Below are 24,108 nucleotides of genomic sequence, written 5' to 3'. Positions count from 1 at the left end.
TTAATAAGGTCGAAGCCTCACTTTGATAATAACCACATCATAAGCGGACGGTCAACTCAGATCAGACGGGTGTTCCACAAAAGTTCAATTTTTTTTCGACTTTTTATCTCCTTTTGTAAATATTAACTTACGCTTAACATTTGAAGCACAAAAAACAACCTGCCTGTACACTTTTTAAACTTTGCAAATAAAAAAGCGCGGTTTACACCTAGAGTGTACCCGCGCCTATTCTTATTTTAAGTTATAACACTATTTAAAACGAGTAATTTACGCTGAAACGAACATATCTAGGTGTTTGCCATGCGGTCGGTAGACCATAATTTGGGTTTACATCAGGATTTGTTGGGTCAGCCGAGCTCTCATCGTCATATATTTCATTAACTTCTGTTACACGGTCGTTGTTAAGCAAATTGAAAATATCAGCTCGAACTACCAATGTTTGATCTTCGCCAATATCTATATTGTATGAGGCAGAAACATCGATTGAGTAATAGCTGCTCGTACGGCCACGCGAGCCACGAGGCGCTGGCTCACCACCGGCAAAAAACGACTCAGAGTCATAGGCTTGAGCAAAGAGATCTGTAGGGTGATAGCCAAATGCATTTATAGGGCGGCCAGTCCAAAACTGTAAGTTTGCCCCAAGGGTTAAGTCGTCAGTTACAGCATAAGCACCGTAAAGCTTAACTTGATGACGTCTGTCATTCGGTAAGTCACCATAAGCATTATCAAGCAGACCTGGTTGGTCAAATAAGGTTGTTAAACCTGCATCATCCTGACCGTTATCTGAGCGTACATAGCCTTCGTTGTTACCCCAGCTATGTGACCACGTGTACGCCGCGTTCAGCATCCATACTCCGTCCCAAGCTCGTTGCCACATAAAGTCTACCGCTGCATATTTACGAATTGAATCAGGGTAGCCCAAATCTTCGGCTGATAGGTCCATGTAAACTAACTCACCTTCAGCACCTGGCAGCTCGGTAGTACCAATACGCATATCAGAATTAGGGTTTGTAAGTACATACTGATGAAACCCATCCCAGATATCAGATACGTCGCCGTAGCCATTCGCTGCGGCCCACTCAATAACCGCCGCATCAATTGCCATATCCTCTATAGTGGTAGAAAGTTCTCGATATGTACCTTGAATTGACATGCTCCATTCATCGTTCAATTGGAATTGGTAACCCGCGATAAATTCATCCGAGTACATTGAATCCAAGTTTTGATCCACAATTTCATCTGGTGATTTCGCGGTACCGTCAGCAAATACATCATCAGGCTGAGTTTTAGCGCCCGTCAGATTAGGGATCCCCAAGGCTTCATCAGCAAAACCTTCAAACGCGTAGTACTCTTGTGTGTAAGTTTCAGCGCCTGCTAGACGAATATTCGTGTTTGCAGCAATAGGTAAATAGTATCTGCCGTAGCTCGCCCATGCTTTTGTCTCGCCATCACCAAACACGTCCCATACTGCTCCAAGACGAAGTGCCCACTGATTGTCGAGTTTAGCGAAAGACTCACCGTCCGCATTGAAGTTTTCGAATGTATCGTTACGAATACCGGCGTTAATGACCAAGGTGTCAGTAACCTGCCATTGGTCTTGAACATAAAAAGCAAAGTTTTCAGAGTCGAACTGACCACCGACGTTATAATCGCGATAACGAACTTGGTAAATTTCCTCGTTAGCTAGATCGCTGTCATCAACATAGTATAGATAGTATGCACCGCCTGAGTTTATGGTATTGCTGTTTGAAGTAAGCTTCTCATAATCAACACCAAATCGTACTGAGTGATCGCCTGCGTACCAATCAGCATCCAATCGAATAACTTCACGTTCATCATCGCCTTGCTCTGCCGTAAAGTTAGCCCATGTATTTGTTGGAACGAACGCTGCCGTGCTGTCATAGCGGTAATAAACAACCGGGTTGCCATCTAACTCGCTTCGCACGGTTCTGTCTTGTTTGTTAATGCCATACTGAGCAGAGATTGAGAAATCATCATTAATGATGCTTGTCCATTTGGCCGTGTAGTTTAGCCCACCTTCATCTTCGTAACCTACACGACCGTCAGTGAATTCACCGCCGTCAACAGAGTCATAAGTCGTGATTTCTGTTGAACGTTCATCAGAAAATGCAGTAATTTCAAGAATATTATTTTCTGTAACGTACCAGTCTAATTTGGCAACCCAAAATGCATCATCATCTTTTTCAAAAAAGCCGTTTTGTGATACGCCGCTACTGGTGTTTGTTTGGTCACTTACGTAATTATTTTCAGCTGAACGAGGGTTAAATAGTGCATAGAAGAACAACTTGTCTTCTATTAGTGCACCGCTCGCCCAGACATTGACATCCCACTCGTCTATTTCATCTCGCGTATTGTCGATGCGATACAAATTGTTTTTGTTATTACGAGACGAATCACGCTGTTCACGTAGTGCATCTGGTTCCCAGTAAAAGTTGGCACCCGCTTTGAATTCGTTAGTACCACTTTTGGTTTTAGCGTTGATAACACCGCCTGTTACACGTCCAAACTCAGCTGAATAACCACCCGTTTTTACTTCAAACGTTTCGTACATATCAAACGGTGGCTCACTTGAACCCACGCCAGTACGGAAGTTAGTGATGTTTAATCCGTTAATGTAGTAACCATTTTCGCCCACAGACGCACCGCCAATTGAAGGCAAATCTCCAAATGCTGAGTCACCCTGAGTAGTACCTGGTGCTAATAGCGCTACAGAAGTCAGGTTACGTGGGACCGGTACTCTATCGAGTGTAACGCTATCTACAATAATACCCGTGCTTGAACTTGTTACATCAACCATCGCAATCGTAGTACCAGTCACTTCAATACGCTCTACGTCATCGCTGGCAAGACGCATATCTAGATTTGTTTTGCCGCTAATGCCAACTTTTACAGATTCTTGAATGGTAGTGCGAAATCCATTCTTTTCGGCGGTAACTTTGTAGTTACCAGCAGGAAGTAATGGAAAGCGGAAGTTTCCTGACTCATCACTTTGTACAGAACGTGTTAGACCCGTATCTAAGTTTTCGATGGTAACGGTAACATTTGCAAGGCTGCTGCCATTTATTTGAACAGATGTTCCTTGAATAGAACCATTGGTGTTATTTGCTAAAGCTGGTGCAGTTGCACCAATTGACAGTGCAACCGCTAATGCAACTGCACTTCTCTTGATTTGATACATGTACGTATTCCCTGGTTAGTCTCGATTTAGTATTAAGCTTTTATGAAAAATCAATTAAGCCAACCTAAATCTTTGTATTTATTAAAGATAATAAATATTATCCAAAAGGATAATTGACTATACAGAGCGGAGCGATCAACTCATTTGAGGACAAATTGCGACGAAACGATTCTTTTGAGCGATTACCCGTAGAACCCTCCAAAAATTTCGATAAACTACTAATATAAATAAACTTTTTCGCATATTAATATTTACTGTAGATAAAAACCTAACTGCTTTCTCACAGATTCGGGTAACTCAGGCAACGCACTTTTAGGCAATAAAAATGTTGCCATATTAAAAAAGTCTAAATAGATACGATTAGATTCAGTAGTTTTCTTCAGATAATGGTGCCCAGAAGACCCTCCGGTCCCAATCTTAGTACCCAGCATACGCTGAACCATCATTGCATGACGGTAGCGCCAGATAGTGAGTTGTTCGTCTATTTCAGTTAATGCTGTAATCAGTTGAAACGGAAGATTAAAGATAGGCTCTTCTGAATACTGTTTTATAAATAGCGCAGATAATAGCGCCTTATGATTTAGCCGGAACTTATCTTCACCTCGAAGCTTTTCGAATTTTGCTTCATCAAACAGGGCGTCGAAGTTTTCCTTAGTGGCTTGAAGGTCTTTAAGTTCCTGGCGTTTTTCAGTCTCCGACAACATATCACTGGTAGAAACGGTGTGATGGTCATCTTTCAACATTTCGTCAGCTGCATTTTTATAGTATTGCCAAAAATCGAACCCCTCTGTTTTTAATAGCGGCATTCTAGCTAGCCAATTATCGACCAGCTCAAACAAACTCGGTTTGCTCTCGAGACTCTCTAGTAGCGCTCTATCTTTATCGTTCAGTCGGTTATAAAAGCTTTGCTTATCAAAATCGATTCTAAAATCGCGTTTTAAACCAAGAGAAATTTCCAAACGTTTAAACTGAATACTTTGGAAACCAGACGCAGGTACAAGGTAATCTCGAAATGACAAAAACTGCTGTGGCGTCATGGTTTCCATAATAGCAATTTGGTCATTCATTAATTTTTGTATTTGTATGACTCGCTGGAGCCTATGTACAACGAGAGTTAGCTGCTGATCTTTTACCGTTTCTTGATTAAAGGTATCAATAACGGCATTAAGTTCGTGAAGAACCTGTTTAAACCAGAGTTCGTAGACTTGATGTACGATGATAAATAGCATCTCTTCGTGCGCAGCATCACCGTATTTTTCACTCTGCAATTCTTGTGCGCCCAATACTTTGTCTAAATGTAAGTAATCGCCGTAATAGCAAGGCTCTATATTCTTTTTCATTTTAGTGCTGCCTTAATACTGGTTTTGACCGGGTAATTCTATCACCGTCACCTCGACATACCCAGAATACAAGCTATATATTATAAGGTTACATAGCTTAGGGTAACGTCGTTACGCGATGGGCGTAAACGAATGTATCCATTTCAAGCTTGAAGGGTTTGTATAAGCTAAAGATGCTTTTAAGCTAGATGCTTCTTGTGTAATTTATTGCTCGCATACTATTCAAACCGCTAAAGCAAGATGCTTCCAAAAATTATAAGGGGAACCAAGGTGAAACTAGACGATGACATTCACAACTATTATGAACATCTTGTATTAGAAAGGATAAGTAAGCTTGGGCTTGATAAAACTAAAAGTCCCGACTATTTGGCCGACTTATGTTGCCTTGCGTTAAATCAGGTTCCACCGCGCTATATTCGATATGAGGTCGACATGGCATTCTATCTGCCGCAAAGTGAACGCAATCAAATGGAAATGAATGTTGAGCACGCAATAAGCAAGGGGTTGAAATACTTAGATGAAACTGAAAAAAGCAGAAAAGACAATATAGAAGAAATAGAGTAGATAGTTGGGTGGCGGGCCTCCAGCCACATCCCGGCACATGAGTCGTCTGCTGCGGCTGCTCCCTTCCAGGCCTGACCGGGTTCACAGAGTATCATTGCGGGAGGACCAAAAGCCCACCATAGAAACTCGCATTCAAAGCAAAGTCATTCGCCCCTGCTTGATCGCGGGGCGCATTATGACTATTTGGCTTTGAGTTTTCAACCCTTTATAGAAAATCTCTCTTCAGCAATAAGGTTTGCAACACGGTTAGTCGCGGCGCCCTCTCGCTCTGCGCGGGTATAAATTTCTTTTAGCGTCTCACCGATTTGTTCAATATGTGTGCGAAGTGCTTCGTTAGAACTTGATTCCATACGCTGATGAAAGATGTCAATCACCCCACCCGCATTGATTACGTAATCAGGTGCGTACAAGATACCGCGTTGCTGAAGCAATTCACCAATATCTTCCCGTGCCAACTGATTATTAGCGGCACCAGCAATGACTTTTGCTTTTATTGCCGGTAGCGTTTGATCGTTTATTGCAGCACCTAATGCGCATGGCGCCAACACATCAACGTTTAAACTTAAAATTTCTTCTGGTGCCACTGCAGTTGCGCCAAATTCAGCCACCGCTTTTTGAACGCCTTCCGGATAAATATCAGCGACATAGAGTTTAGCGCCCTGCTCGTGTAGATGCTTGGCAAGTCGATACCCAACGTGTCCCATTCCCTGAATAGCCACGCTCACCCCGTCTAAATTACGCTTTAAACCATACTCTACTGTCGCTTTCAAACCTACAAACACGCCATAGGCAGTCGACGGTGCAGGGTTTCCATCTGGCACTTCACCGGCGTAGTGATACTGCGCTTTAACACCCGCTATGTAGTCAGACTCCGTTGCCATAGTTTGCAAATCTGTTACAGAAATTCCTGAGTCCTCGGCGGTGAAATACTTGCCACCCAAAGACTCTACAAACTTACCCATCGCTTTCATCATTTCCGGCGATTTGGCTTTACGAGGATCGCCGATTATTACCGACTTGCCGCCGCCAAGCTCTAAGTTAGCCATTGCGGCTTTGTAAGTCATACCTTTAGATAACCTCAGTACGTCGGTCAACGCTTCACCGCTATTGACATAAGGCCACATTCGACAGCCACCAAGTGCTGGGCCAAGATTAGTGTTGTGTACAGCAATAATGGCACTCAGGCCCGCCTTCTCGTCGTGATAAAACGCAACATGTTCGTGATTATCGAACTCTGGGTGATCAAAAACTGACATATTTTCCCTATTAATACTGTAATGAGTTAAAGCCTACCCAAGCCCGAGCTGTCACGAATTCTAAACAGTGCTCGTTTGGGTCGATGTGAGTGTATGATAACTATTTGCGATACACTTGGAGCCTTAGAGTCGGCCTTGCAAACATCGGCAACATTTTGCCAAGTGTATCTGATTGCTCTGAGGACAGGCCTTGCGAAGTTTGTTAATGAATTTTACAAACTGAAACACAACAGATTTGAATACTATTTTTCTAGGACAGCTATCCTAGAATTTTTTTTGATATATAATAAACATCATAAAAACGACGGAAGCAGTGTTAATGAAATTGGATAAGTTTGACCGTGAGATTTTACGCGTACTTCAGCAGGACGCCACGGTATCAATGGCAGATTTAAGTCAGCGTGTTGGTTTGTCACATACGCCATGTTGGCGAAGGGTCAAGCGAATGGAAGCCGACGGTATTATTCTTGGTAAGGTCACTCTGCTAAACAGCAAAAAGCTGAATTTGGGCGTGTCAGTATTCATCTATGTCACGCTTAAGAATCATGACGGCGACTCACTGACCGATTTTGAAAACGCAGTTCAAAACATTGATGAAATTGTTGAATGCCACACAACTAGCGGCGAAAAAGACTATTTGCTGAAAGTGATAGTGGAAAGTATTGAAGAGTACGAGTTTTTACTTAAAACGAAATTGACGCACCTCCCTCTTGTTGACCACTTAAGTTCAACTTTTGCGCTCAAACAAGTGAAAAACACCACCGAACTTCCCATTAAGCGACAGTAGTAAAGAATTATGGGGTCAGTGTCACGACTCTGACCCTAACACTCAAATTGCGTCTGCTTGGTTTTCAGGCCGTGCGTGTTCAAATGCACTCAACTCGTTACAGTTTTTTACGATTTTACTGATTAGCGGATAGCGATTCATATCCACATTAAAACGCTGTGCATTATACACTTGAGGCACTAGGCATATGTCGGCCAATGTCACGTCGAAATCAAAGCAATATTTACCCGCTTGAGTTTGTAAACGTTTTTCAATGCCATCAAAACCAAGCGTGATCCAGTGAGCGGCCCATTTAGCCACATCGTCTTGAGAAGCACCGAAGTGCCCTTTTAGGGCATTTAACACGCGAAGATTGCCGATGGGCTGAATATCACAAGCGATATCTTGCGCCAACGCTCTCACTCTCGCCCGATCTGTTAAGTGCTCGGGCACTAGCCTGTGTTCACTCTCATATCTCTCATCAAGATATTCAATAATGGCTAATGACTGATTAAGAATGATATCTTCGTCTTCGTCAATGAAAGTTGGAACAAGATGTGCGGGGTTCAGCCGTGAATACTCACTGCTATGCTGTTCACCACCATTATTTACAAGATGTACTGGCACATACTCGTATTCAACACCTTTTAAGTTAAGCGCAATGCGTGCTCGATACGAAGCAGTTGAACGCCAATAGCCGTAAAGTTTTATGCTCATGTACTCACCACTTATCAAACGAGTGTTAAGGAAGCGCCTGCTCGTACTTGTTTATCTGCAGTCAACTTCCTTCATCAACAATAGTGCGGAAAACAACAAAGCATCTTAATGGTAAACCTATTTACCCACTCAAATGCTTATATCCGTTTAAAGCAACCTGCTAAGTAGTTAGCTCAATGGTTTAACCTGCTGTTCGATTGCACCAAATACTGAGTTGCCTTCTCTATCAAGCATTTCAATGCGAATGCGATCGCCAAACTGCATGAAAGGCGTGGAAGGTTTACCGTCGCGAATCGTTTCAATCATTCGAACCTCAGCAATGCATGAATAACCCACTCCGCCTTCACTAATAGCTGAACCGTGATCAGTACCTTGCTTATTTGAAACCGTGCCTGAGCCAATGATAGCGCCGGCGCCTAGATTTCTGCTCTTCGCTGCATGTGCAACTAATTGACCAAAATCAAATGTCATGTCCTGACCCGCTTCTGGCTTGCCAAACAATTCACCGTTATAGGTTGAACGCAGAGGCAGATGCACTTTACTATCTTTCCACGCATCGCCTAATTCATCAGGTGTTACCGCCACAGGAGAGAAGCTAGAAGCAGGTTTTGATTGAAAGAAGCCGAACCCTTTCGCTAGTTCGCCAGGTATCAACCCTCTAAGCGAGACATCGTTAACTAGCATAACAAGACGGATACGCTCTGAAGCTTGCTCTGGTGAACACGCCATCGGAACGTCATCGGTGACAACCGCTACTTCGCCTTCAAAATCTATTCCCCAGTCATCGCTTGGTAATATGATGTCATCAAGAGGTCCGATAAAATCGTCAGAACCACCTTGATACATCAGGGGATCAGTCCAAAAGCTTTCCGGCATTTCTGCATTTCTTGCTTTTCTCACAAGCTCTACGTGGTTCACATAAGCACTTCCGTCAGCCCATTGATAAGCCCTAGGCAACGGTGACTCGCAGCGAGACGCGTCAAAGGGTACGCTGTCGCACGTGTTATCATTGAGTGCTTGGTATTTCATCTGAAGCTGAGGAGCAATCTCTTTCCAGTTATCTAATGCTTGCTGCATCGTTTTCGCAATGTCTTGTGCACTGCACGCGCGAGAAAGATCCTTCGACACTACCATCAGGCAGCCATCGCGGGTTTCATTTTTGTAGGTCGCTAATTTCATTGTTCTTTCCTCGACGAATAATTTACTTGCTGCGCTTATAGCTTGAGTGTTAGATCAATTGGCGTGAACAACGAATTTGATGCTTCAGCGCTACAGCTCTATGCATAAGCGTTAGGTTTCTAGGTATAGTTATGCCACTAGTCGGTATAACTTGAGAAGTGTTAGAGCGACGAAGTTTTATTCCGCTGTAAGAAAGGATGTACGCACTACATCGACTGTCATATAGATATGCCACAGCAGGCTTGCTATTCAGGCAATGTAAATTTTTCGTAACAGGTAATGTTGTTGTGCTATTGGATGAATAAGAGACAATAACGAAACGCGCTGACCCTAGCCAAATAACAAAGGTCAGCACATGGATGAATTAAAGCTTAACCGTCGCTTTGTTGATGCCGTACTCTCTCAGCTTGTTAGCAATAGCTGTGTGGCTCAAACCTAACTTTTTGGCTAATTGGCGAGTACTCGGATAGGAAGGGTACAATCGCTTGAGCAGGTCCTTCTCAAATTTCTTCACTTCCTCATCTAATGTTCCGTCAAAGTTCTCATCTATATAGGTGACACTGGGGGCACAGCTTGGAAGTTGAATATCTTCCTTCGTTATTTCCTTGCCATCAAGCAGTGACAACGCGCGATATAATGCATTTTGCAACTGTCTTACGTTACCGGGCCATGGATACTGCTGTAGAAAATCAACGCATGATTTGCTCAGCTTCGCAGGACGACGGCCTAGCTTTGTGCTGTGTTGGACAATAAACGACTCGGCAAGAGGCACGATATCTTGTCTTCGGTCTTTTAATGATGGCATAACTAGACTTAGTACATTTAAGCGGTAGTAGAGTTCTTTTCTGAATCTCCCTTCTTCTACAAGTTGTCCTAAATCACGGCAGGTAGTGCAAATAAATCGAACATCTACCTTAACGGGCTCAGAATCTCCTACTCTTCTAAATTCACCATCTTCAAGAACGCGTAGTAATTTGGCCTGAAGCTGTGAAGACATATCCGCTATTTCGTCAAGTAATAAAGTACCGCCTTTCGCCTGCTCCAGCAGACCTACTTTTGCATTTGGTTGATTAAATGCGCCCGCCGCATAACCAAATAACTCAGTTTCTGCCACACTATCAGGTAATGAAGCACAATTAAGCGCCAGAAACGCACCCTCGCTGCGGCGGCTAGACTGATGACATGCTCTGGCAATCATTTCTTTACCCGTTCCCGTTTCGCCGAATATTAAAATAGGAGCGTCTAAATCAGCGATTCGCTTCGCTTCATGAACGACGCGTTTCATAAACGGAGATTGAGTAATAAAGCGATCAAAACTGTCGGTGGGCGACTGGTGAAAAGCTGTAAATTGTTGACCAAGGCGCATTTCTGATTTCAAGATAACTACGGCACCCGCCATGATCATATTTTTCTCACCATCAGGTACAGTTATAGGCAGCATATCGGCAAGATAATCCTGTTGAATGAACTTCACTTTTGAAGATTGTGGACCTGGTGACTTTCCATCCATCCACTTTGTAAAGTTGAACCCCTTAACAGCCTCGCTGATATCTGTACCTACGATTTCACTGCTCGGCATCTCAAGCCCAGCGCTCACCGCTTCGTTACACAATAAGATGTTACCTTTAGCGTCTATTGAGAACACAGGGTCGGGCAGCGTTCTTAAGATCGCGGACAGCTGATTTTTTTCACGCTCTCCTGGCATGAAAAGGGTCGTCTTCACATCATCGATCCCGTCAATACGGCGAATTTGAGGCATAAGATGTTGAAAATCTGCAAATTCGATATTGGGAAAATTAAGGAAAATTTTACCTGCGGGATCAATTTCAATACCGCGTAGGTCTATTTCTTTAGTAACGAGAATATCTAAAACATCTTGAGTAATTCCAAGACGGTCCTGACAGCTTATTTCTAGACGCATAGGGTGTTATAGCTATTTTGTAAACATATATGTACAGAATACCATACTTTTACAAAAAGATAACAAGATAAATGTTACAGATGGTTAAATTTGCGATGAATCACACATTCAAGAACGCGCAGAGAGCATGATTAAAAGGCCGCGCATACCAAATAAAAAAGATGCCGCTTCAGTGAGCGGCATCCTATATAAAACACATTTAATTAACAATAGTGTTAGCTGGCTTTTTTCTCTTTAGGTGGGAAAAGTGGGGAAAATAGCCCTAAAGACTTCGCTTCTTCTACGAGTGCCATAATATCCATTTCCGCTAATTCAAACAGATGGTCGAATTCCGGTAAGATATAATAAAGAGGCTGCATAATATCAATGCGATAAGGTGTTCGAAGCGCATCAATTGCAGTAAGCGGGTTACGCAATGGGGTGTCGCTGTCCAATGCGTATATGGTTTCGCCAGGTGAAGATAAGATGCCGCCGCCATATATCTTAAGTTCATCCTTCGCGCGCACCAATCCAAACTCTACGGTGAACCAATAAAGACGAGCAAGATAAACTCGGTCTTCTTTGCTAGCAGCTAAACCTAACTTGCCGTAAGTGTGGGTAAAATGGGCAAATGCTGGATTAGTTAATAACGGACAATGACCAAACACTTCATGAAAGATGTCGGGCTCTTGCAGGTAGTCAAATTCTTCACGAGTACGAATGAAGGTGGCAACAGGGAATTGCTTATTCGCCAGTAATCTGAAAAATTCACCAAAATTAATTAACGCAGGCACTTCGGCTGTTTGCCAACCCGTTTTCTCCATCAGTACTTTGTTGATGTCGGGTAGCTGAGGGATTTCCTTTTCATTTAACTTCAACAAATCAAGCCCGTCCAAGTATTCTTGGCACGCTCTTTCTTTCACCAGCGGAATTTGTCTCGCGTAGAGTTCAGACCAAATCTGATTCTCTTCATCTGACCAATGGATAATGCCATTTTCATCAGATTGTCTCGACTGGTATTGCGTTGATTTTGGCATAACTTCTGTAACCAATAAGAGTTAAAAACTTGCCTATCAGTCTAATGAAATTCGTGACGTCGAAAAGTGTAAGCCCTTACGAGCGACTCGATTTTGCTGTAACAGGAATTTTACAAAACCAAGTAAACGCATTGTTTTATATAACAAAAAGCCGCTCAACACGAGCGGCTTCATTCAAGTTTGCTTGTCGCACCATCGCCAATTAAAGACGACTAATTTCTTTATTGAGTTGGTATTCGCGAGACGTTACATATGTTTCCATTTTGCGAAGGCGGACTTCGGCTTTTTCAAAGCGATTACGAATATCATGAAATGCCTGCTTGGGTGGCTCACCCGCTTGCCACACTTTCGTCTTCACTTCGACTTTTGAACTTTTTACCTGACCACCGTTGGGATTTGTCCAGCCCTTCCCTTTTGAAAAAACAGGTTGTGCAGGTGCATTTTTCAACCCAATGGGCTTCTTATCAAGAATGAACCAAGCTGCAATATAAGCAACAAAGATGAAAGGTCCAGCCAACAAAAAGAAACCTGTTACTACTAAAATTCGAACTAACCAGGTTTCAAGGCCAAAATACTCGGCTACCCCTGAACAGACGCCTGCGATCCTTGCATTTTCTGGATTTCGATAGAGCTGTTTACCATTTCTCATGCTCTATTCCTCCACTCAGGCGCCTCGCTATCCAAAATGGCCTCTAATGTCTCAATTCGCTCACTCATCTTCTCAGCTTTCTCGGCTAGGTCTTGTAAGGAAGCATGCTCTTCTGCACTCAGTCCTTGGTTGACCTGCTTTTTGCTGCGGTAGTGTAAAATTAGCCAAATGGGAGCTACGAATATTGAGAACACCACAAGGGGCATAACCAACACTGCAATTGTACCTTCATCCATCTCAATCTCTCCTACAAACTCTGATGTAACTACCCTCCCTCCGAATTAACATCAGGAGGGTACACCCTATTCTTATTATTCTGACTTTTCAGCGCTTTGATTCGCACCTTTAACTTTCGCTTTCAACGCCGCAAGTTCGTCTTCCACTTTATCGCTAGCTTCTAGCTCGGCAAACTCGTCTTGCAGTGTCTTTTTACCTAAATCATAGGCTTCTACCTGGGATTCAAGGTCATCAATCTTACGCTCGTATTGCTCAAAACGTCCCATCGCATTATCAACTTTAGAGCTATCTAGCGTCTTTTTCACTTCAAGGCGTGAGCTAGCCGTTTTCTGGCGCATAATAATCGCCTTCTGACGACTCTTAGCATCCGCAAGCTTTTCTTGAAGCTGACCAATTTCATCCTGAAGTTTACTGATTTGTTCATCAACAATGGCCAGTTCTTTACTTAGTGCGTCGGCAGCTTCTGCAGACTTTTTCTTTTCTTGCAGTGCAGCACGTGCTAAGTCTTCCCTGTCCTTACTTAACGCAAGTTCTGCTTTCGCTTCCCAGTCGCTTGCATCGCTTTCATACTTGGCAATTTGATTAACAATTTCTTTTTTATTGGCTAAGGTTTTTGCAGATGCAGAGCGCACCTCAACCAATGTGTCTTCCATTTCCTGAATGATTAATCTAACCATTTTCTCAGGATCTTCTGCCTTGTCTAAAAGCGCATTAATGTTCGAATTCACAATATCTGTAAAACGCGAGAAGATACCCATAATAATTACCTCTTGCTAAAAATGGTAAGTGTTAAAAACACCACACTTGATAAATAGGTTACTCTTGGTAAACATAGTATTCAATATACTTGCCAACTTTCCGTCGATGCTAACTTACTATTTTTTATACATTTTTCACGCAGCCAAATAATACTCGTTTATCAATTTATTTTGTTCTACACTATTAATTGGTCGAAATGACTAAATTTTGAGGGATTTAATGAGTAGGTATCGACAGCAAGATAATTTGCTTGGTCAAGCGAATAGTTTTCTAGAAGTTTTAGAACAAATTTCACAGATTGCACCGCTAGACAAGCCAGTGCTTGTTATAGGCGAGCGAGGCACAGGTAAAGAGCTGATAGCGGCCCGACTCCACTTCCTCTCTAAGCGCTGGGATCAAAACTACATTAAACTAAATTGCGCAGCGTTAAGCGAAAGTTTATTAGAGAGTGAGCTTTTCGGCTATGAAGCAGGCGCGTTTACTGGCGCGTCAAAACGTCGTGAAGGCCGTTTTGAAGTTGCTCATAACGGTACCTTGTTTTTGGACGAACTTGCCAACACATCAGGCCTTATTCAGGAGAAGCTGCTTCGTGTCGTTGAATACGGTGAGTTTGAGCGCGTTGGTGGCAGCAAATCAGTAAAAACTGATGTTCGCCTTATCGCAGCGACAAACGAAGATTTACCGGCTCTTGCTGACGCAGGTGAGTTTCGCGCTGACCTTTTGGATCGACTTGCGTTTGACGTTATTACTATCCCTCCTCTTCGCGAACGTCGTGAGGACATCATGATGTTAGCCGAAAATTTTGCTATTAACATGGCCCGCGAAATGGAGATGGAGTTATTTAGCGGATTTACCGAGAAAGCCAAACGCACGCTACTTGACTATGATTGGCCTGGTAACATACGGGAGCTCAAAAACGTGGTCGAACGAGCAGTTTATAGAACTAACAACCCTCATCTTCCAGTACATGAAATAGTGCTTGATCCATTCGAGTCTGTCTATCGTCCAAAGAGCAGAGTAAAAACAAACGATAGAGTGAGCACATCAGACTCGGTTAACAAAAAAGTACAGACAGACATCCCATTTGTTAGCGAGCGGACAGAAAATGTCGACGTTACTCCGCTTGCCCCAGCTCCAAAGCAAGAAATTGTTGAATATCCCATAGATTTGAAAGAACGCTCTCAACAACATGAGATAGATATGATAAAACAGGCACTTGCTGATAGTCAGTTTAATCAAAAGAAAACCGCAGAAAAATTGAGCCTAACTTATCATCAGCTACGAGGCTATCTCAAAAAATATAACTTATTAGATTCTTCCGCTGAAAACGTTGAGGCGTAAAGCATGTCCCATGGTTTGGTAACGCGTTTGTCATTGTGTTTATGTACGGCGCTTTTAGTTGCATCTTGCGCTAAACAGAATAAGCAAGCGTTTTACAATACAGGCATCATTTACTGCTCTGAAAGCAATCCAGTTACTTTTAACCCCCAGCTCGATACGTCAAGTACAACATCGGATGCAACCTCGCACCAACTATACGACAGACTACTCGATTTCGATCCGAATTCGGGTCGTATTGTGCCAAGCCTAGCGAGTAGTTGGTTAGTTAGCGATGATGGACTTACCTATGCTTTTCAGCTTCGCAAAGACGTTTGGTTTCACAAAACAGGCTATTTCGAACCTACACGGAATTTCAACGCCGACGACGTAATTTTTAGTATAAACCGGTGGCGTTTGCGTTCGCATCCTTATCATTATGTGTCAGGCGGGCGTTACCCGTATTTTGAAAGTATTGGTCTTGCTCAAAATATTGAATCGGTAGAGCGTGTCAACGGCTATCGCGTTGAAATCACGCTTAAACGCCGCGATAGCTCATTCTTATCAAATTTAGCTACAGACTTCGCTGTTATTTTGTCAGAAGAATATGCCGACACGCTTGCAAAGGCCGGTACACCGAGCCAAATTGACGAACTTCCAATTGGCACCGGGCCATTTAAATTTTACAGCTATCGCAAAGATCACTTTATTAAGTATCAACGCCATGACAACTATTGGCGTATACAAGCAATGGAAGAACACCCCAACGGCGACAGTGGCGTGACATCAGAGCCTCATGGGTTGAGCGAAGAACAGAAGCCGGAAACGCCCGTGGTCGAGCAACTCATTTTTGATATAACGCCACGAAGCTCACTTAGATTGGCAAAGCTAATGACTGGGGAATGTGACGCAACAGCGTTTCCTGCACAAACTGAGCTTGAGGTGATTCGCACCGAAAGTGACCTGACACTAGCCGAAAAACCGGGCCTTAACATTGGCTTTTGGGCCTTTAACACCCAGCGCCCACCATTTGATAACCCTGATGTAAGGCGGGCACTCGCTGCCGCTATTGATAAAAACACCCTATTAGAAGCTGTGTATTTCGATAGCGCTACGCGAGCGAAAACATTGCTGCCTGCGGCAAGTTGGGCGTTTCAAAATGATGCTGATGACACGGCCTATAATCCGGTATTGGCGCGCAAATTACTGGCTGATGCAGGTGTAGCGCCTGGGTTTTCAATGACGATATGGGCTATGCCTGTAGAACGCGCTTACAACCCAAACGCGAATAAAATGGCAGAGCTTATTCAGCGCTATCTTCGCGACGTTGGGGTGGAGGCCACCATTGTAAGCTACGATTGGACTACATTCAGGCGCCATCTTCAGGAAGGCCTGCACGACTCAGTATTAATTGGCTGGTCTGCGGATAACGGTGACCCTGATAATTTTTATCGCCCCCTTTTGAGCTGCGGCGCCATACCATCGGGCACAAACCGCGCGATGTGGTGTAACGATGACTATGATAAGCTGCTCAATGAAGCCCTTCAAACCGATGATATTGAAGAGCGTACCACTATTTATAAGCAAGTGAATCGTCTATTATACGAGCGTCTTCCCTTGGTGCCCATTGCCCATGCCTATCGCTATCAAGCATATAGAAATGAATTACAAGGCATGACAATAAATCCCTTCGGTGGTGTACGTTTTGGTGGGGTAGAAAAAACACTGTGATCCAGATTCTCGTAAGATATTGTACTTTATTTATATTAACGCTTTTAGTGTTAACAATTATTTCGTTTTCACTCGCATACCTCTTTCCAGGCGACACTCTCGAAAACTTGACCGGACTTGTGCCTCAAAACGAAATTCAGCGCGCGGCACTTGAAAAACAATTTAAGCTAGACCAGTCCTATGCTTTTCAATTTTTCTACTACGTGGGTAATCTACTGACGGGAGACTGGGGATACAGCTTTACCTCTGGTCTGCCGCTTCGAGAAGAAGTGGGCATTGCCATGCCCGCCACCATAGAATTAGCAACATATGCGATGTTAATGGCTTTATTTGTTGGAATACCTTTAGGGTATTATGCCGGTATTCGCTGTTATTCAACGTCTGATCATTTAATCAATAGCACGAGTATTACCACCTATTCTTTTCCCGTTTTCTGGTTTGCATTGCTGCTTATTCTTATATTTAGTTTGCAGTTAGATGTGGCACCACTATCTGGTCGAATAAGCTTAATCTACGACATAGAACCGGTTACCGGCTTTATTTTGTTTGACGTGTTACTGTCAGATATCGAAAACAAATCCTTGGCTTTAAAAGATGCGTTGTCTCACCTAGCGCTGCCCACGTTTGCTATCGGTGCCGTTACTACGGCCTCAATGATTCGCATAACCAGGCGCTCTGTTATAGATGTAAAGCATCGTCCATACATTGCTGCTGCTGTGTCGCGCGGGCTTTCTAGCTGGCAAATATTCTTCCGTCATATTCTTCGTAATGCGCTGCTTCCTATTTTACCGTTAATGGCCATTCAAATTACTACGCTTATAACGAATGCTATGATTGTTGAAACCCTATTTTCATGGCCCGGTATTGGCAACTGGTTGATTCAAGCCATTTATCAACGAGATTACCCTGCTCTTCGTATCGGCATGATGGCGGTATCTACGGTGGTGGTTACCCTAACAATTCTCGTTGATTTATTTAACCGTTTGATTGATCCAAGTAGAGAGAAATACGAACGTGCCACAGTTTAGTTTGTACGAAGAAGAGTTTCATCCATCGCCGTGGCAAAGAACCTGGGCGTCGTTTAAAGCGAGCCACATTTCTATGCTCGGCTTAATCATGCTGGCGCTGTTTGTTGTATGTGCATTGTTCGCTCCTGTCATCACCCCCTATGGTGCAATAGAGCAAAATATTGATGGGTTATTAATACCGCCAAGCTGGCTAGCTAATGGCTCCATTTCTCATCTTTTTGGAACAGACGCGTTGGGACGAGACTTGTTCACTCGTATTATCTATGGCTGCAGAACTACGTTAGGTTCAGCATTTATCACTGTTGTGCTTGCTATGTTAATGGGCGTGAGTCTAGGTACGCTCGCTGGCATGCTAAGAGGAGTGCGATCCAGTGTGGTGAACCATTTACTCGATGCACTCATGGCTATACCTACCCTTCTCATAGCCATTATTATCGTTGCTATATTGGGTACAGGCTTGGTCAACAGTATGTGGGCAATCACGCTGGCTTTAATTCCTCAGTTTGTGCATCACACGCGAAGCTTTGTGCGCGCTGAGATGAAGAAAGACTACATCGTGGCATCGACATTAGATGGGGCTAGTAAATGGCAGCTTTTCATTCACTCTATTTTACCCAACATGACGGAGATGCTGGTTGTGCAGGGGACCCTTGCGCTTTCTATCGCGGTGATTGATATTTCAGCACTGGGCTTTTTAAATTTAGGTGCCCAATCACCGTTACCTGAGCTAGGCGTTATTCTAGCCGATGGGCTGGATGTAACTTACTTGGCACCTTGGAACGTAGCGGTCCCTGGCATGACGATATTTTTTATAGTGCTGTCCATTAACATAGTGGGTGATGGCCTACGTTCTTCGCTTCGAAAAAGGGTGAGTTACTGATATGCCAATGCTTGATATTAAAAATCTCACCTTAGAAATGCAGAATGGTGAAGGCACAATAAAGGCCTTGGATAAGGTAAATTTGTCGGTAAGCTCGGGAGAGATCCGCGCTCTGGTTGGTGAATCAGGTTCTGGTAAAAGCTTGATTGTATCTGCAATATGTGGAGCGCTGCCCAATCAGTGGAATTTAACTGCCGACCGCATGAGCTGGAATGGTGAAAACCTTTTAGGCATGTCGGTGCAGCAACGCCGCGAAGTAATGCGTCGTGAAATCGCGGTAGTTTTTCAAAACCCCCAGGCTAGTTTGGACCCATCAGCGACGTTAGGCGAGCAACTCGAAGAAAGTATTCCTGATGAATTCGTTGAAGGTAGATGGTTTTGGCAACGAGCTCAGCACAGAAAGAAGATAGCCATAAGTACCGTACATAAGGTGGGAATAAAGCACCACAAGCATTACTTGAGCGCATTTCCTCATCAAATCCCTGCTGATATTGGTCAAAAATTTATGATCGCGATGGCGTTGGTATCTCAACCAAAATTGCTAATCGCAGATGACCCAACTCGAGGCATGGAGCCAACGACAAAAACACAGATATTGAAGCTATTTACGCGCCTGAATCAAACCCGTTCCCTATCTATTTTGTTTGTCAGCCATGATTTGCTGGCAATCGCAAGTATGTCTCATTCTATGACGGTGCTATACGCTGGACAAACCGTCGAATCTGGAAAAATGAAGCACATTAAGAAGCGCCCGCTTCATCCGTATACCAAAGCATTGCTAGATAGTGCACCGAGTTTCAGAAAAGATTTGCCGCCGAAGTCATCATTACCAACCTTAAGCGGCTCTATACCAACGCTTCAACATTTACCTATTGGATGCCGATTGGGTCCGCGCTGCCCGCGCGCGCAACGAGCCTGTGTTCAAACTCCAGCAGTACGTAAAATTCATGACCATAACTATAGCTGCCATTATCCGCTTCATATGGAGAAATTGTAATGGATATTTTGCAGGTAAAAGATCTCACGTTTATACACAACGAAAAGAAACGATGGTCAAAGCGGCCTGAAGTATTCCAGCTTGGCCCGGTTAATTTGAGCGTTAAGCGAGGGGAAACTATCGCTATTATTGGTGAAAACCGTTCAGGTAAATCATTACTTGCAAAATTACTAGTAGGTGCACTGCCTGCCGATGCTGGTGAAATCGAAATAAACACCCACAAATATTTAGCAAAGTACCAGTCAAAAGATGGGCAGCGAAAACGCACTCACGACATTCGGATGATTCTGCAGCACAGTGCTGAGTCGATGAACCCGGCTGTACCCGTTGGCAAAATTCTTGACGAACCTTTGCGTTTAAATACAGGGCTAAGTGAAGCCGAACGCAAACCAATTATTGAAGATATGTTGGTTAAGGTAGGGCTTTTACGCGAACACTATTACTTTTACCGTCATATGCTTTCTGATGGACAACAGCAGCGCGTAGCGCTTGCCAGGGCCATTGTTTTAAAACCTAAAGTGTTAGTGGCTGATGAACCTTTTGCAGCACTAGACCCCACCATCCGTTCGCAAACCGTAAACCTTATTTTGCAGCTGCAACAAGAGTTGGGCTTAGCCTTTATTTTTATTAGCCACAATTTAGGGATTGTGCGCCACATTGCAGATAGAATTATCGTAATGGAAGGCGGCGAAATTGTAGAGGAAGGGAAGACCGAGACTATCTTTAGGTGGCCACAGCATACTCGTACTAAGAAGCTAGTAACCGCATACCAATCGCTAGTGCCGCAAAATACGATAAGATAAAACGCTAACTTCCAATCTCATTAGACACGCACACTTCTTTCTTTCACGCTGATTTAGCCTATGAAACTGAATGCGCTAATTACCTTCACTCTAGTCGACATTCTCTGCTGAAATAGTGCTAAAAACGTAAAAAAGGGGCAGTTAGATGCCCCTTTTTCTAAATGCGGAAGTAGGACCTACCCAACAAGTGCCAACAGAATACCTGCGGCAACCGCACTACCTAGTACGCCTGCCACGTTAGGCCCCATTGCATGCATTAGTAGAAAGTTATGTGGGTTTGCTTCTAACCCAACCTTGTTCACTACTCTAGCAGCCATTGGCACAGCAGACACGCCAGCCGCGCCTATTAGCGGGTTTATACTGCCACCCGACAGCTTGCTCATTAGCTTGGCCATAAGTACGCCTGCGGCAGTGCCTATACCAAACGCGATAGCCCCAAGCCCCAAAATACCTAAAGTCTCGACCGTAAGGAATGCTTCAGCTGATAACTTTGATCCTACTGCTAAACCAAGGAAAATGGTGACCGTATTGATGAGCTCGTTTTGGGCTGTTTTGCTCAATCTGTCTACCACTCCACACTCTTTCATTAAGTTACCGAAGCAGAACATGCCGACAAGCGGCGTTGCGGCCGGTAAAAACAAGATAGTCATAAATAGCACAGCAAGCGGGAAAATAATCTTCTCTCGCTTTGACACAGGTCGTAGTTGACCCATTTTTATCTCGCGCTCTTCTTTTGTGGTCAGCGCTTTCATGATAGGTGGCTGGATAATAGGTACCAACGCCATATAAGAGTATGCAGCGACGGCAATCGCACCAAGCAAATCAGGCGCAAGCCGTGAGGCGAGGAAAATGGCAGTAGGCCCATCCGCGCCACCTATGATAGCAATGGCACTCGCGTCTTTTAACGTAAACTCAAAGCCAGGTATAAGGTTTAACGCTATCGCGCCAAACAAGGTAGCAAAAATACCGAACTGCGCAGCTGCGCCAAGTAACAACATTTTAGGGTTAGCAATAAGCGCACTGAAATCAGTCATTGCGCCTACGCCCATAAAGATGAGCAGAGGAAATACCCCTGTATCTATGCCGATTTTGTATATGTAGTGCAGCAAGCCCCCCGCTTCTGAAAAACCAGCAATAGGGATATTAGTAAGCAATGCACCAAAACCAATGGGTAATAAGAGCAATGGCTCAAACTTTTTAACAATGGCCAAGTACAACAAACCGAAACCCACCGCCATCATTATAAGCTGGCCGGCTTCAAAGTGCGCAAGCGCGGTACTATCCCAAAGTACCATTAACTTATCCATGTACTACCCCAATAAGATTAACGGTTGACCACTGGTTACGGCATCGCCTTCACTAACAGTAATGTCGGTGACCGTACCGGTGTATGCACAGCGGATCTCTGTCTCCATTTTCATGGCTTCAAGGATCATCACCACATCGCCTTCTGACACGCTGTCGCCGTTTCTCACCAAGATTTTGAAGACGTTACCTGCAAGCGGTGCATCAATAGACTGTGAAGCGGTAGAGGCTGATGCCTCAGCGCTATTGGTTTGAGGCAGTGCTTGCGTCTGAGAGCCACTAGCAGGTGTAACGCTCGTCAGCGTACCTGAAGGTGCCACTTCTACGCGATACACTTTTCCATCTACGTTTACGTCGTAAGTTTCACTCGCGGTAGCCCCTTGTGATTTTAACTTGGCTTCAGCAGATTTAGGCGCACTCGAGCTTTGCGACTCTTGCGCGCTAGGTGCAGGTTCAAACGCATCAGGGTTGCCGCGGTTTTCGATAAACTTTAGGCCTATTTGCGGGAATAAGGCATAAGTCAGAACATCATCAATTTTATCGTCTGACAGCGATAATTGCTTTTTCTCGGCCAGTTCATCAAGCTCTTTACTCAGTGTATCCAGCTCTGGGGCAATATTGTCAGCAGGGCGGCATGTCACGGGCTCTGCGCCATCAAGTACACGCGCCTGCAATTCCTTATTTACTGGTGCTGCGGTAGCGCCATATTCACCTTTGAGGACGCCTGCGGTTTCTTTTGTTATGCTTTTGTAACGCTCGCCGGTGAGTACGTTAAGCACTGACTGCGTGCCTACAATTTGTGAGGTTGGCGTAACCAGAGGAATAAACCCAAGATCTTCCCTCACCCGTGGAATTTCTTTCAACACTTCTTCGAATTTATCTTCAGCGCCCTGCTCTTTAAGCTGGCTTTCCATGTTGGTTAGCATTCCGCCCGGTACTTGAGCCAAAAGAATACGTGCATCTACCCCTTTGAGGCTGCCTTCGAACTTGCTGTATTTCTTTCTTACCTCTCTGAAGTAACTGGCAATGTCTTCAAGCTCAGGCAATGAAATGCCCGTATCGCGCTCAGTACCTTCTACGATAGAAACCATGGTCTCAGTTGCGCTATGACCATAAGTCATGCTCATTGAAGAAATAGCCGTGTCCAGCATATCAATACCGGCATCGATAGCTTTTTGATACGTCGCTGTACTCAACCCTGTTGTGGCATGGCACTGCATGGCAATAGGTACATCAACCGTTTCTTTTAATCCGGTAATCAATGCCTCGCACTCGTACGGTTTTAAAAGCCCAGCCATATCTTTTACGCAGATAGAATGAACCCCTAGGTCTTCTAGCTGTTTCGCCATTTCGAGCCAAAGCTTAAGATTGTGCACAGGGCTTACCGTATAAGAAATTGTCCCTTGCGCGTGAGCGCCACTGTCTATGGTCGCTTTTATTGCGGTTTTCAAATTTCTAATGTCATTCATGGCATCAAAAATTCTAAATACATCTACGCCACTTTCGTGAGCACGCTCTACAAAGCGAGTGACAACATCGTCAGCATAATGGCGGTAACCCAATAGGTTTTGGCCACGCAACAGCATTTGCTGTTTCGTGTTAGGCATGGCTGCTTTTAGCTTTCTGATGCGCTCCCAAGGGTCTTCCCCTAAATAACGAATACAGGCATCAAATGTAGCACCACCCCAAGATTCAACTGACCAAAAGCCAGCTTTATCTAGTTTTTCTGCTATGGGAAGCATATCTTCAATACGCATACGCGTAGCAAGAAGCGACTGGTGTGCATCTCGCAGGACCAGCTCGGTAAGGGCCAGAGGCTTAGACATGGTAACTCCTGATTAGGCTTTATTTTTTTGAATTTTGACGATGGGTATGAATGGCGGCAGAAATAGCGGCGACAACGCTTCCATCTATTCCTGGTTGTACCGCTTGATTGTTTCGGCCTAAATTAGCTGAAGGCCCTTTTAAATTAGCGGAAGGCTCTGCTGTTTCACCGGGACAGGCTTCACAAAACCGTGCAATGAGATGAATACCCACAATGAGCAGCCCTAAGAATGAAAAAACAAACACCATTCCTATTAGCATTAGAGAGCCTGCTTCGAAGAGCAGACTAGCGACGGATCCCGAATTCATATTCAAACCTGTTGTTATTTTGTACCTGAATAAGTATCACGTGGTTTTTCAAAACACAACAAAGCAGCATAAAAAACCACTAAAAATTGAATAAAACCCACCAAAAATGAAACTTAATGCATTATTTTTTAATAAATTTGCAACAAAGCACGCCGTTAACACTTGTGTTTGAGTTTCTATTTTCACTGCACACTGTAATGTTCATTTATGCAGACGATTTAATGAAAACCTATATTCTCAGTAAAGTCACTGTCTAACTGTTTAGCGAAGTCTTTGGCGTGCATCGCCAACAATACCAATCCACATAGATA

The 24,108-nt window shown here is 43.9% G+C and carries 21 protein-coding genes and 1 other RNA gene; 8 read left to right on the top strand and 14 right to left on the bottom strand.

The genetic code is table 11. From position 1 onward, the window contains the following. Window positions 1-253: 253 nt before the first annotated feature. Both ACX5KA_RS01770 and ACX5KA_RS01765 read right to left on the bottom strand, forming a co-directional pair. Window positions 254-3,199, bottom strand: coding sequence for a TonB-dependent receptor (locus tag ACX5KA_RS01770; protein WP_039222964.1), 2,946 nt, complete (start codon window positions 3,197-3,199; stop codon window positions 254-256). A gap of 251 nt (window positions 3,200-3,450) precedes the next feature. Next, window positions 3,451-4,539, bottom strand: a complete 1,089-nt coding sequence (locus ACX5KA_RS01765; protein ID WP_239245461.1) for a tryptophan 2,3-dioxygenase family protein — start codon at window positions 4,537-4,539, stop codon at window positions 3,451-3,453. Between the two features lie 270 nt (window positions 4,540-4,809). Between ACX5KA_RS01765 and ACX5KA_RS01760 the strand changes: the two genes are divergently transcribed. Continuing rightward, complete coding sequence (locus ACX5KA_RS01760; RefSeq protein WP_334057578.1) at window positions 4,810-5,103, top strand: late competence development ComFB family protein; 294 nt, start codon at window positions 4,810-4,812, stop codon at window positions 5,101-5,103. A 14-nt stretch (window positions 5,104-5,117) separates the two neighbouring features. Here the strand turns inward: ACX5KA_RS01760 and ffs are convergent. Together ffs and ACX5KA_RS01750 are read right to left on the bottom strand one after the other, a co-directional pair. Beyond that, window positions 5,118-5,214: signal recognition particle sRNA small type (gene ffs / locus ACX5KA_RS01755), an RNA gene on the bottom strand. Window positions 5,215-5,300: 86 nt separating this feature from the next. Then, complete coding sequence (locus ACX5KA_RS01750) at window positions 5,301-6,359, bottom strand: Glu/Leu/Phe/Val dehydrogenase dimerization domain-containing protein (RefSeq protein ID WP_334057576.1); 1,059 nt, start codon at window positions 6,357-6,359, stop codon at window positions 5,301-5,303. Window positions 6,360-6,678: 319 nt separating this feature from the next. Here ACX5KA_RS01750 and ACX5KA_RS01745 point away from each other — a divergent pair, with 319 nt between their 5' ends. After that, window positions 6,679-7,146 carry an Lrp/AsnC family transcriptional regulator gene (locus tag ACX5KA_RS01745; RefSeq protein ID WP_014948689.1) on the top strand — a complete coding sequence of 156 codons (468 nt, stop codon included), beginning with the start codon at window positions 6,679-6,681 and terminating at the stop codon, window positions 7,144-7,146. Window positions 7,147-7,188: 42 nt separating this feature from the next. Here the strand turns inward: ACX5KA_RS01745 and maiA are convergent, their stop codons facing one another. The 7 genes from maiA to pspA all read right to left on the bottom strand — a co-directional run bounded on the left by maiA (window position 7,189) and on the right by pspA (window position 13,602). Further along, window positions 7,189-7,842: a maleylacetoacetate isomerase gene (gene maiA / locus ACX5KA_RS01740; RefSeq protein WP_458730289.1), complete on the bottom strand. Its 654-nt coding sequence runs from the start codon at window positions 7,840-7,842 to the stop codon at window positions 7,189-7,191. Between the two features lie 168 nt (window positions 7,843-8,010). Continuing rightward, window positions 8,011-9,021 carry a fumarylacetoacetate hydrolase family protein gene (locus ACX5KA_RS01735; protein ID WP_039222978.1) on the bottom strand — a complete coding sequence of 337 codons (1,011 nt, stop codon included), beginning with the start codon at window positions 9,019-9,021 and terminating at the stop codon, window positions 8,011-8,013. Window positions 9,022-9,385: 364 nt separating this feature from the next. Next, window positions 9,386-10,942, bottom strand: a complete 1,557-nt coding sequence (tyrR, locus tag ACX5KA_RS01730) for a transcriptional regulator TyrR (protein WP_039222980.1) — start codon at window positions 10,940-10,942, stop codon at window positions 9,386-9,388. A gap of 215 nt (window positions 10,943-11,157) precedes the next feature. Next, window positions 11,158-11,958, bottom strand: a complete 801-nt coding sequence (gene phhA / locus ACX5KA_RS01725) for a phenylalanine 4-monooxygenase (protein WP_014948685.1) — start codon at window positions 11,956-11,958, stop codon at window positions 11,158-11,160. A gap of 202 nt (window positions 11,959-12,160) precedes the next feature. After that, window positions 12,161-12,607 (bottom strand): envelope stress response membrane protein PspC, encoded by a 447-nt coding sequence (gene pspC, locus ACX5KA_RS01720; RefSeq protein ID WP_039222982.1) that lies wholly within the window; start codon window positions 12,605-12,607, stop codon window positions 12,161-12,163. Then, complete coding sequence (gene pspB / locus ACX5KA_RS01715) at window positions 12,604-12,843, bottom strand: envelope stress response membrane protein PspB (protein ID WP_039222985.1); 240 nt, start codon at window positions 12,841-12,843, stop codon at window positions 12,604-12,606. Before pspB ends, pspC begins: the two co-directional genes overlap by 4 nt. Before the next feature lie 75 nt (window positions 12,844-12,918). After that, window positions 12,919-13,602 (bottom strand): phage shock protein PspA, encoded by a 684-nt coding sequence (gene pspA, locus ACX5KA_RS01710; protein WP_039222986.1) that lies wholly within the window; start codon window positions 13,600-13,602, stop codon window positions 12,919-12,921. A 220-nt stretch (window positions 13,603-13,822) separates the two neighbouring features. Between pspA and pspF the strand changes: the two genes are divergently transcribed. Genes pspF through ACX5KA_RS01680 form a run of 6 tightly spaced genes read left to right on the top strand, consistent with a single transcriptional unit; the run spans window position 13,823 to window position 20,359 of the window. Continuing rightward, entirely contained in the window at window positions 13,823-14,944 is a 1,122-nt protein-coding gene (pspF, locus tag ACX5KA_RS01705; RefSeq protein ID WP_039222987.1) for a phage shock protein operon transcriptional activator, read from the top strand. A 3-nt stretch (window positions 14,945-14,947) separates the two neighbouring features. Next, window positions 14,948-16,651 (top strand): ABC transporter substrate-binding protein, encoded by a 1,704-nt coding sequence (locus ACX5KA_RS01700; RefSeq protein WP_039222990.1) that lies wholly within the window; start codon window positions 14,948-14,950, stop codon window positions 16,649-16,651. Beyond that, window positions 16,648-17,679 carry an ABC transporter permease gene (locus tag ACX5KA_RS01695; RefSeq protein WP_039222991.1) on the top strand — a complete coding sequence of 344 codons (1,032 nt, stop codon included), beginning with the start codon at window positions 16,648-16,650 and terminating at the stop codon, window positions 17,677-17,679. The genes ACX5KA_RS01700 and ACX5KA_RS01695 overlap by 4 nt, the downstream gene beginning before the upstream one ends. Continuing rightward, window positions 17,666-18,559 carry an ABC transporter permease subunit gene (locus tag ACX5KA_RS01690; protein WP_039222993.1) on the top strand — a complete coding sequence of 298 codons (894 nt, stop codon included), beginning with the start codon at window positions 17,666-17,668 and terminating at the stop codon, window positions 18,557-18,559. The genes ACX5KA_RS01695 and ACX5KA_RS01690 overlap by 14 nt, the downstream gene beginning before the upstream one ends. Before the next feature lies 1 nt (window position 18,560). Further along, window positions 18,561-19,556, top strand: coding sequence for a peptide ABC transporter ATP-binding protein (locus tag ACX5KA_RS01685; RefSeq protein ID WP_039222995.1), 996 nt, complete (start codon window positions 18,561-18,563; stop codon window positions 19,554-19,556). After that, window positions 19,556-20,359 carry an ATP-binding cassette domain-containing protein gene (locus ACX5KA_RS01680; protein WP_039222998.1) on the top strand — a complete coding sequence of 268 codons (804 nt, stop codon included), beginning with the start codon at window positions 19,556-19,558 and terminating at the stop codon, window positions 20,357-20,359. Before ACX5KA_RS01685 ends, ACX5KA_RS01680 begins: the two co-directional genes overlap by 1 nt. A 176-nt stretch (window positions 20,360-20,535) precedes the next feature. Here ACX5KA_RS01680 and ACX5KA_RS01675 read toward each other — a convergent pair whose 3' ends face one another. The 3 genes from ACX5KA_RS01675 to ACX5KA_RS01665 are packed head-to-tail and all read right to left on the bottom strand — an operon-like array spanning window position 20,536 to window position 23,797. Then, complete coding sequence (locus tag ACX5KA_RS01675; protein WP_014948675.1) at window positions 20,536-21,666, bottom strand: sodium ion-translocating decarboxylase subunit beta; 1,131 nt, start codon at window positions 21,664-21,666, stop codon at window positions 20,536-20,538. 3 nt (window positions 21,667-21,669) lie between these two features. Beyond that, on the bottom strand, window positions 21,670-23,490 hold the full coding sequence (gene oadA, locus ACX5KA_RS01670) for a sodium-extruding oxaloacetate decarboxylase subunit alpha (RefSeq protein WP_458730288.1): 1,821 nt from the start codon (window positions 23,488-23,490) through the stop codon (window positions 21,670-21,672). A gap of 19 nt (window positions 23,491-23,509) precedes the next feature. Next, entirely contained in the window at window positions 23,510-23,797 is a 288-nt protein-coding gene (locus ACX5KA_RS01665) for an OadG family protein (RefSeq protein WP_458730287.1), read from the bottom strand. Window positions 23,798-24,108 lie beyond the last annotated feature (311 nt).

The organism is Alteromonas alvinellae (genome assembly GCF_902705805.1).
Note: the sequence above shows the minus strand (reverse complement) of the source record. Positions and strands in the feature narration are given on the sequence as shown.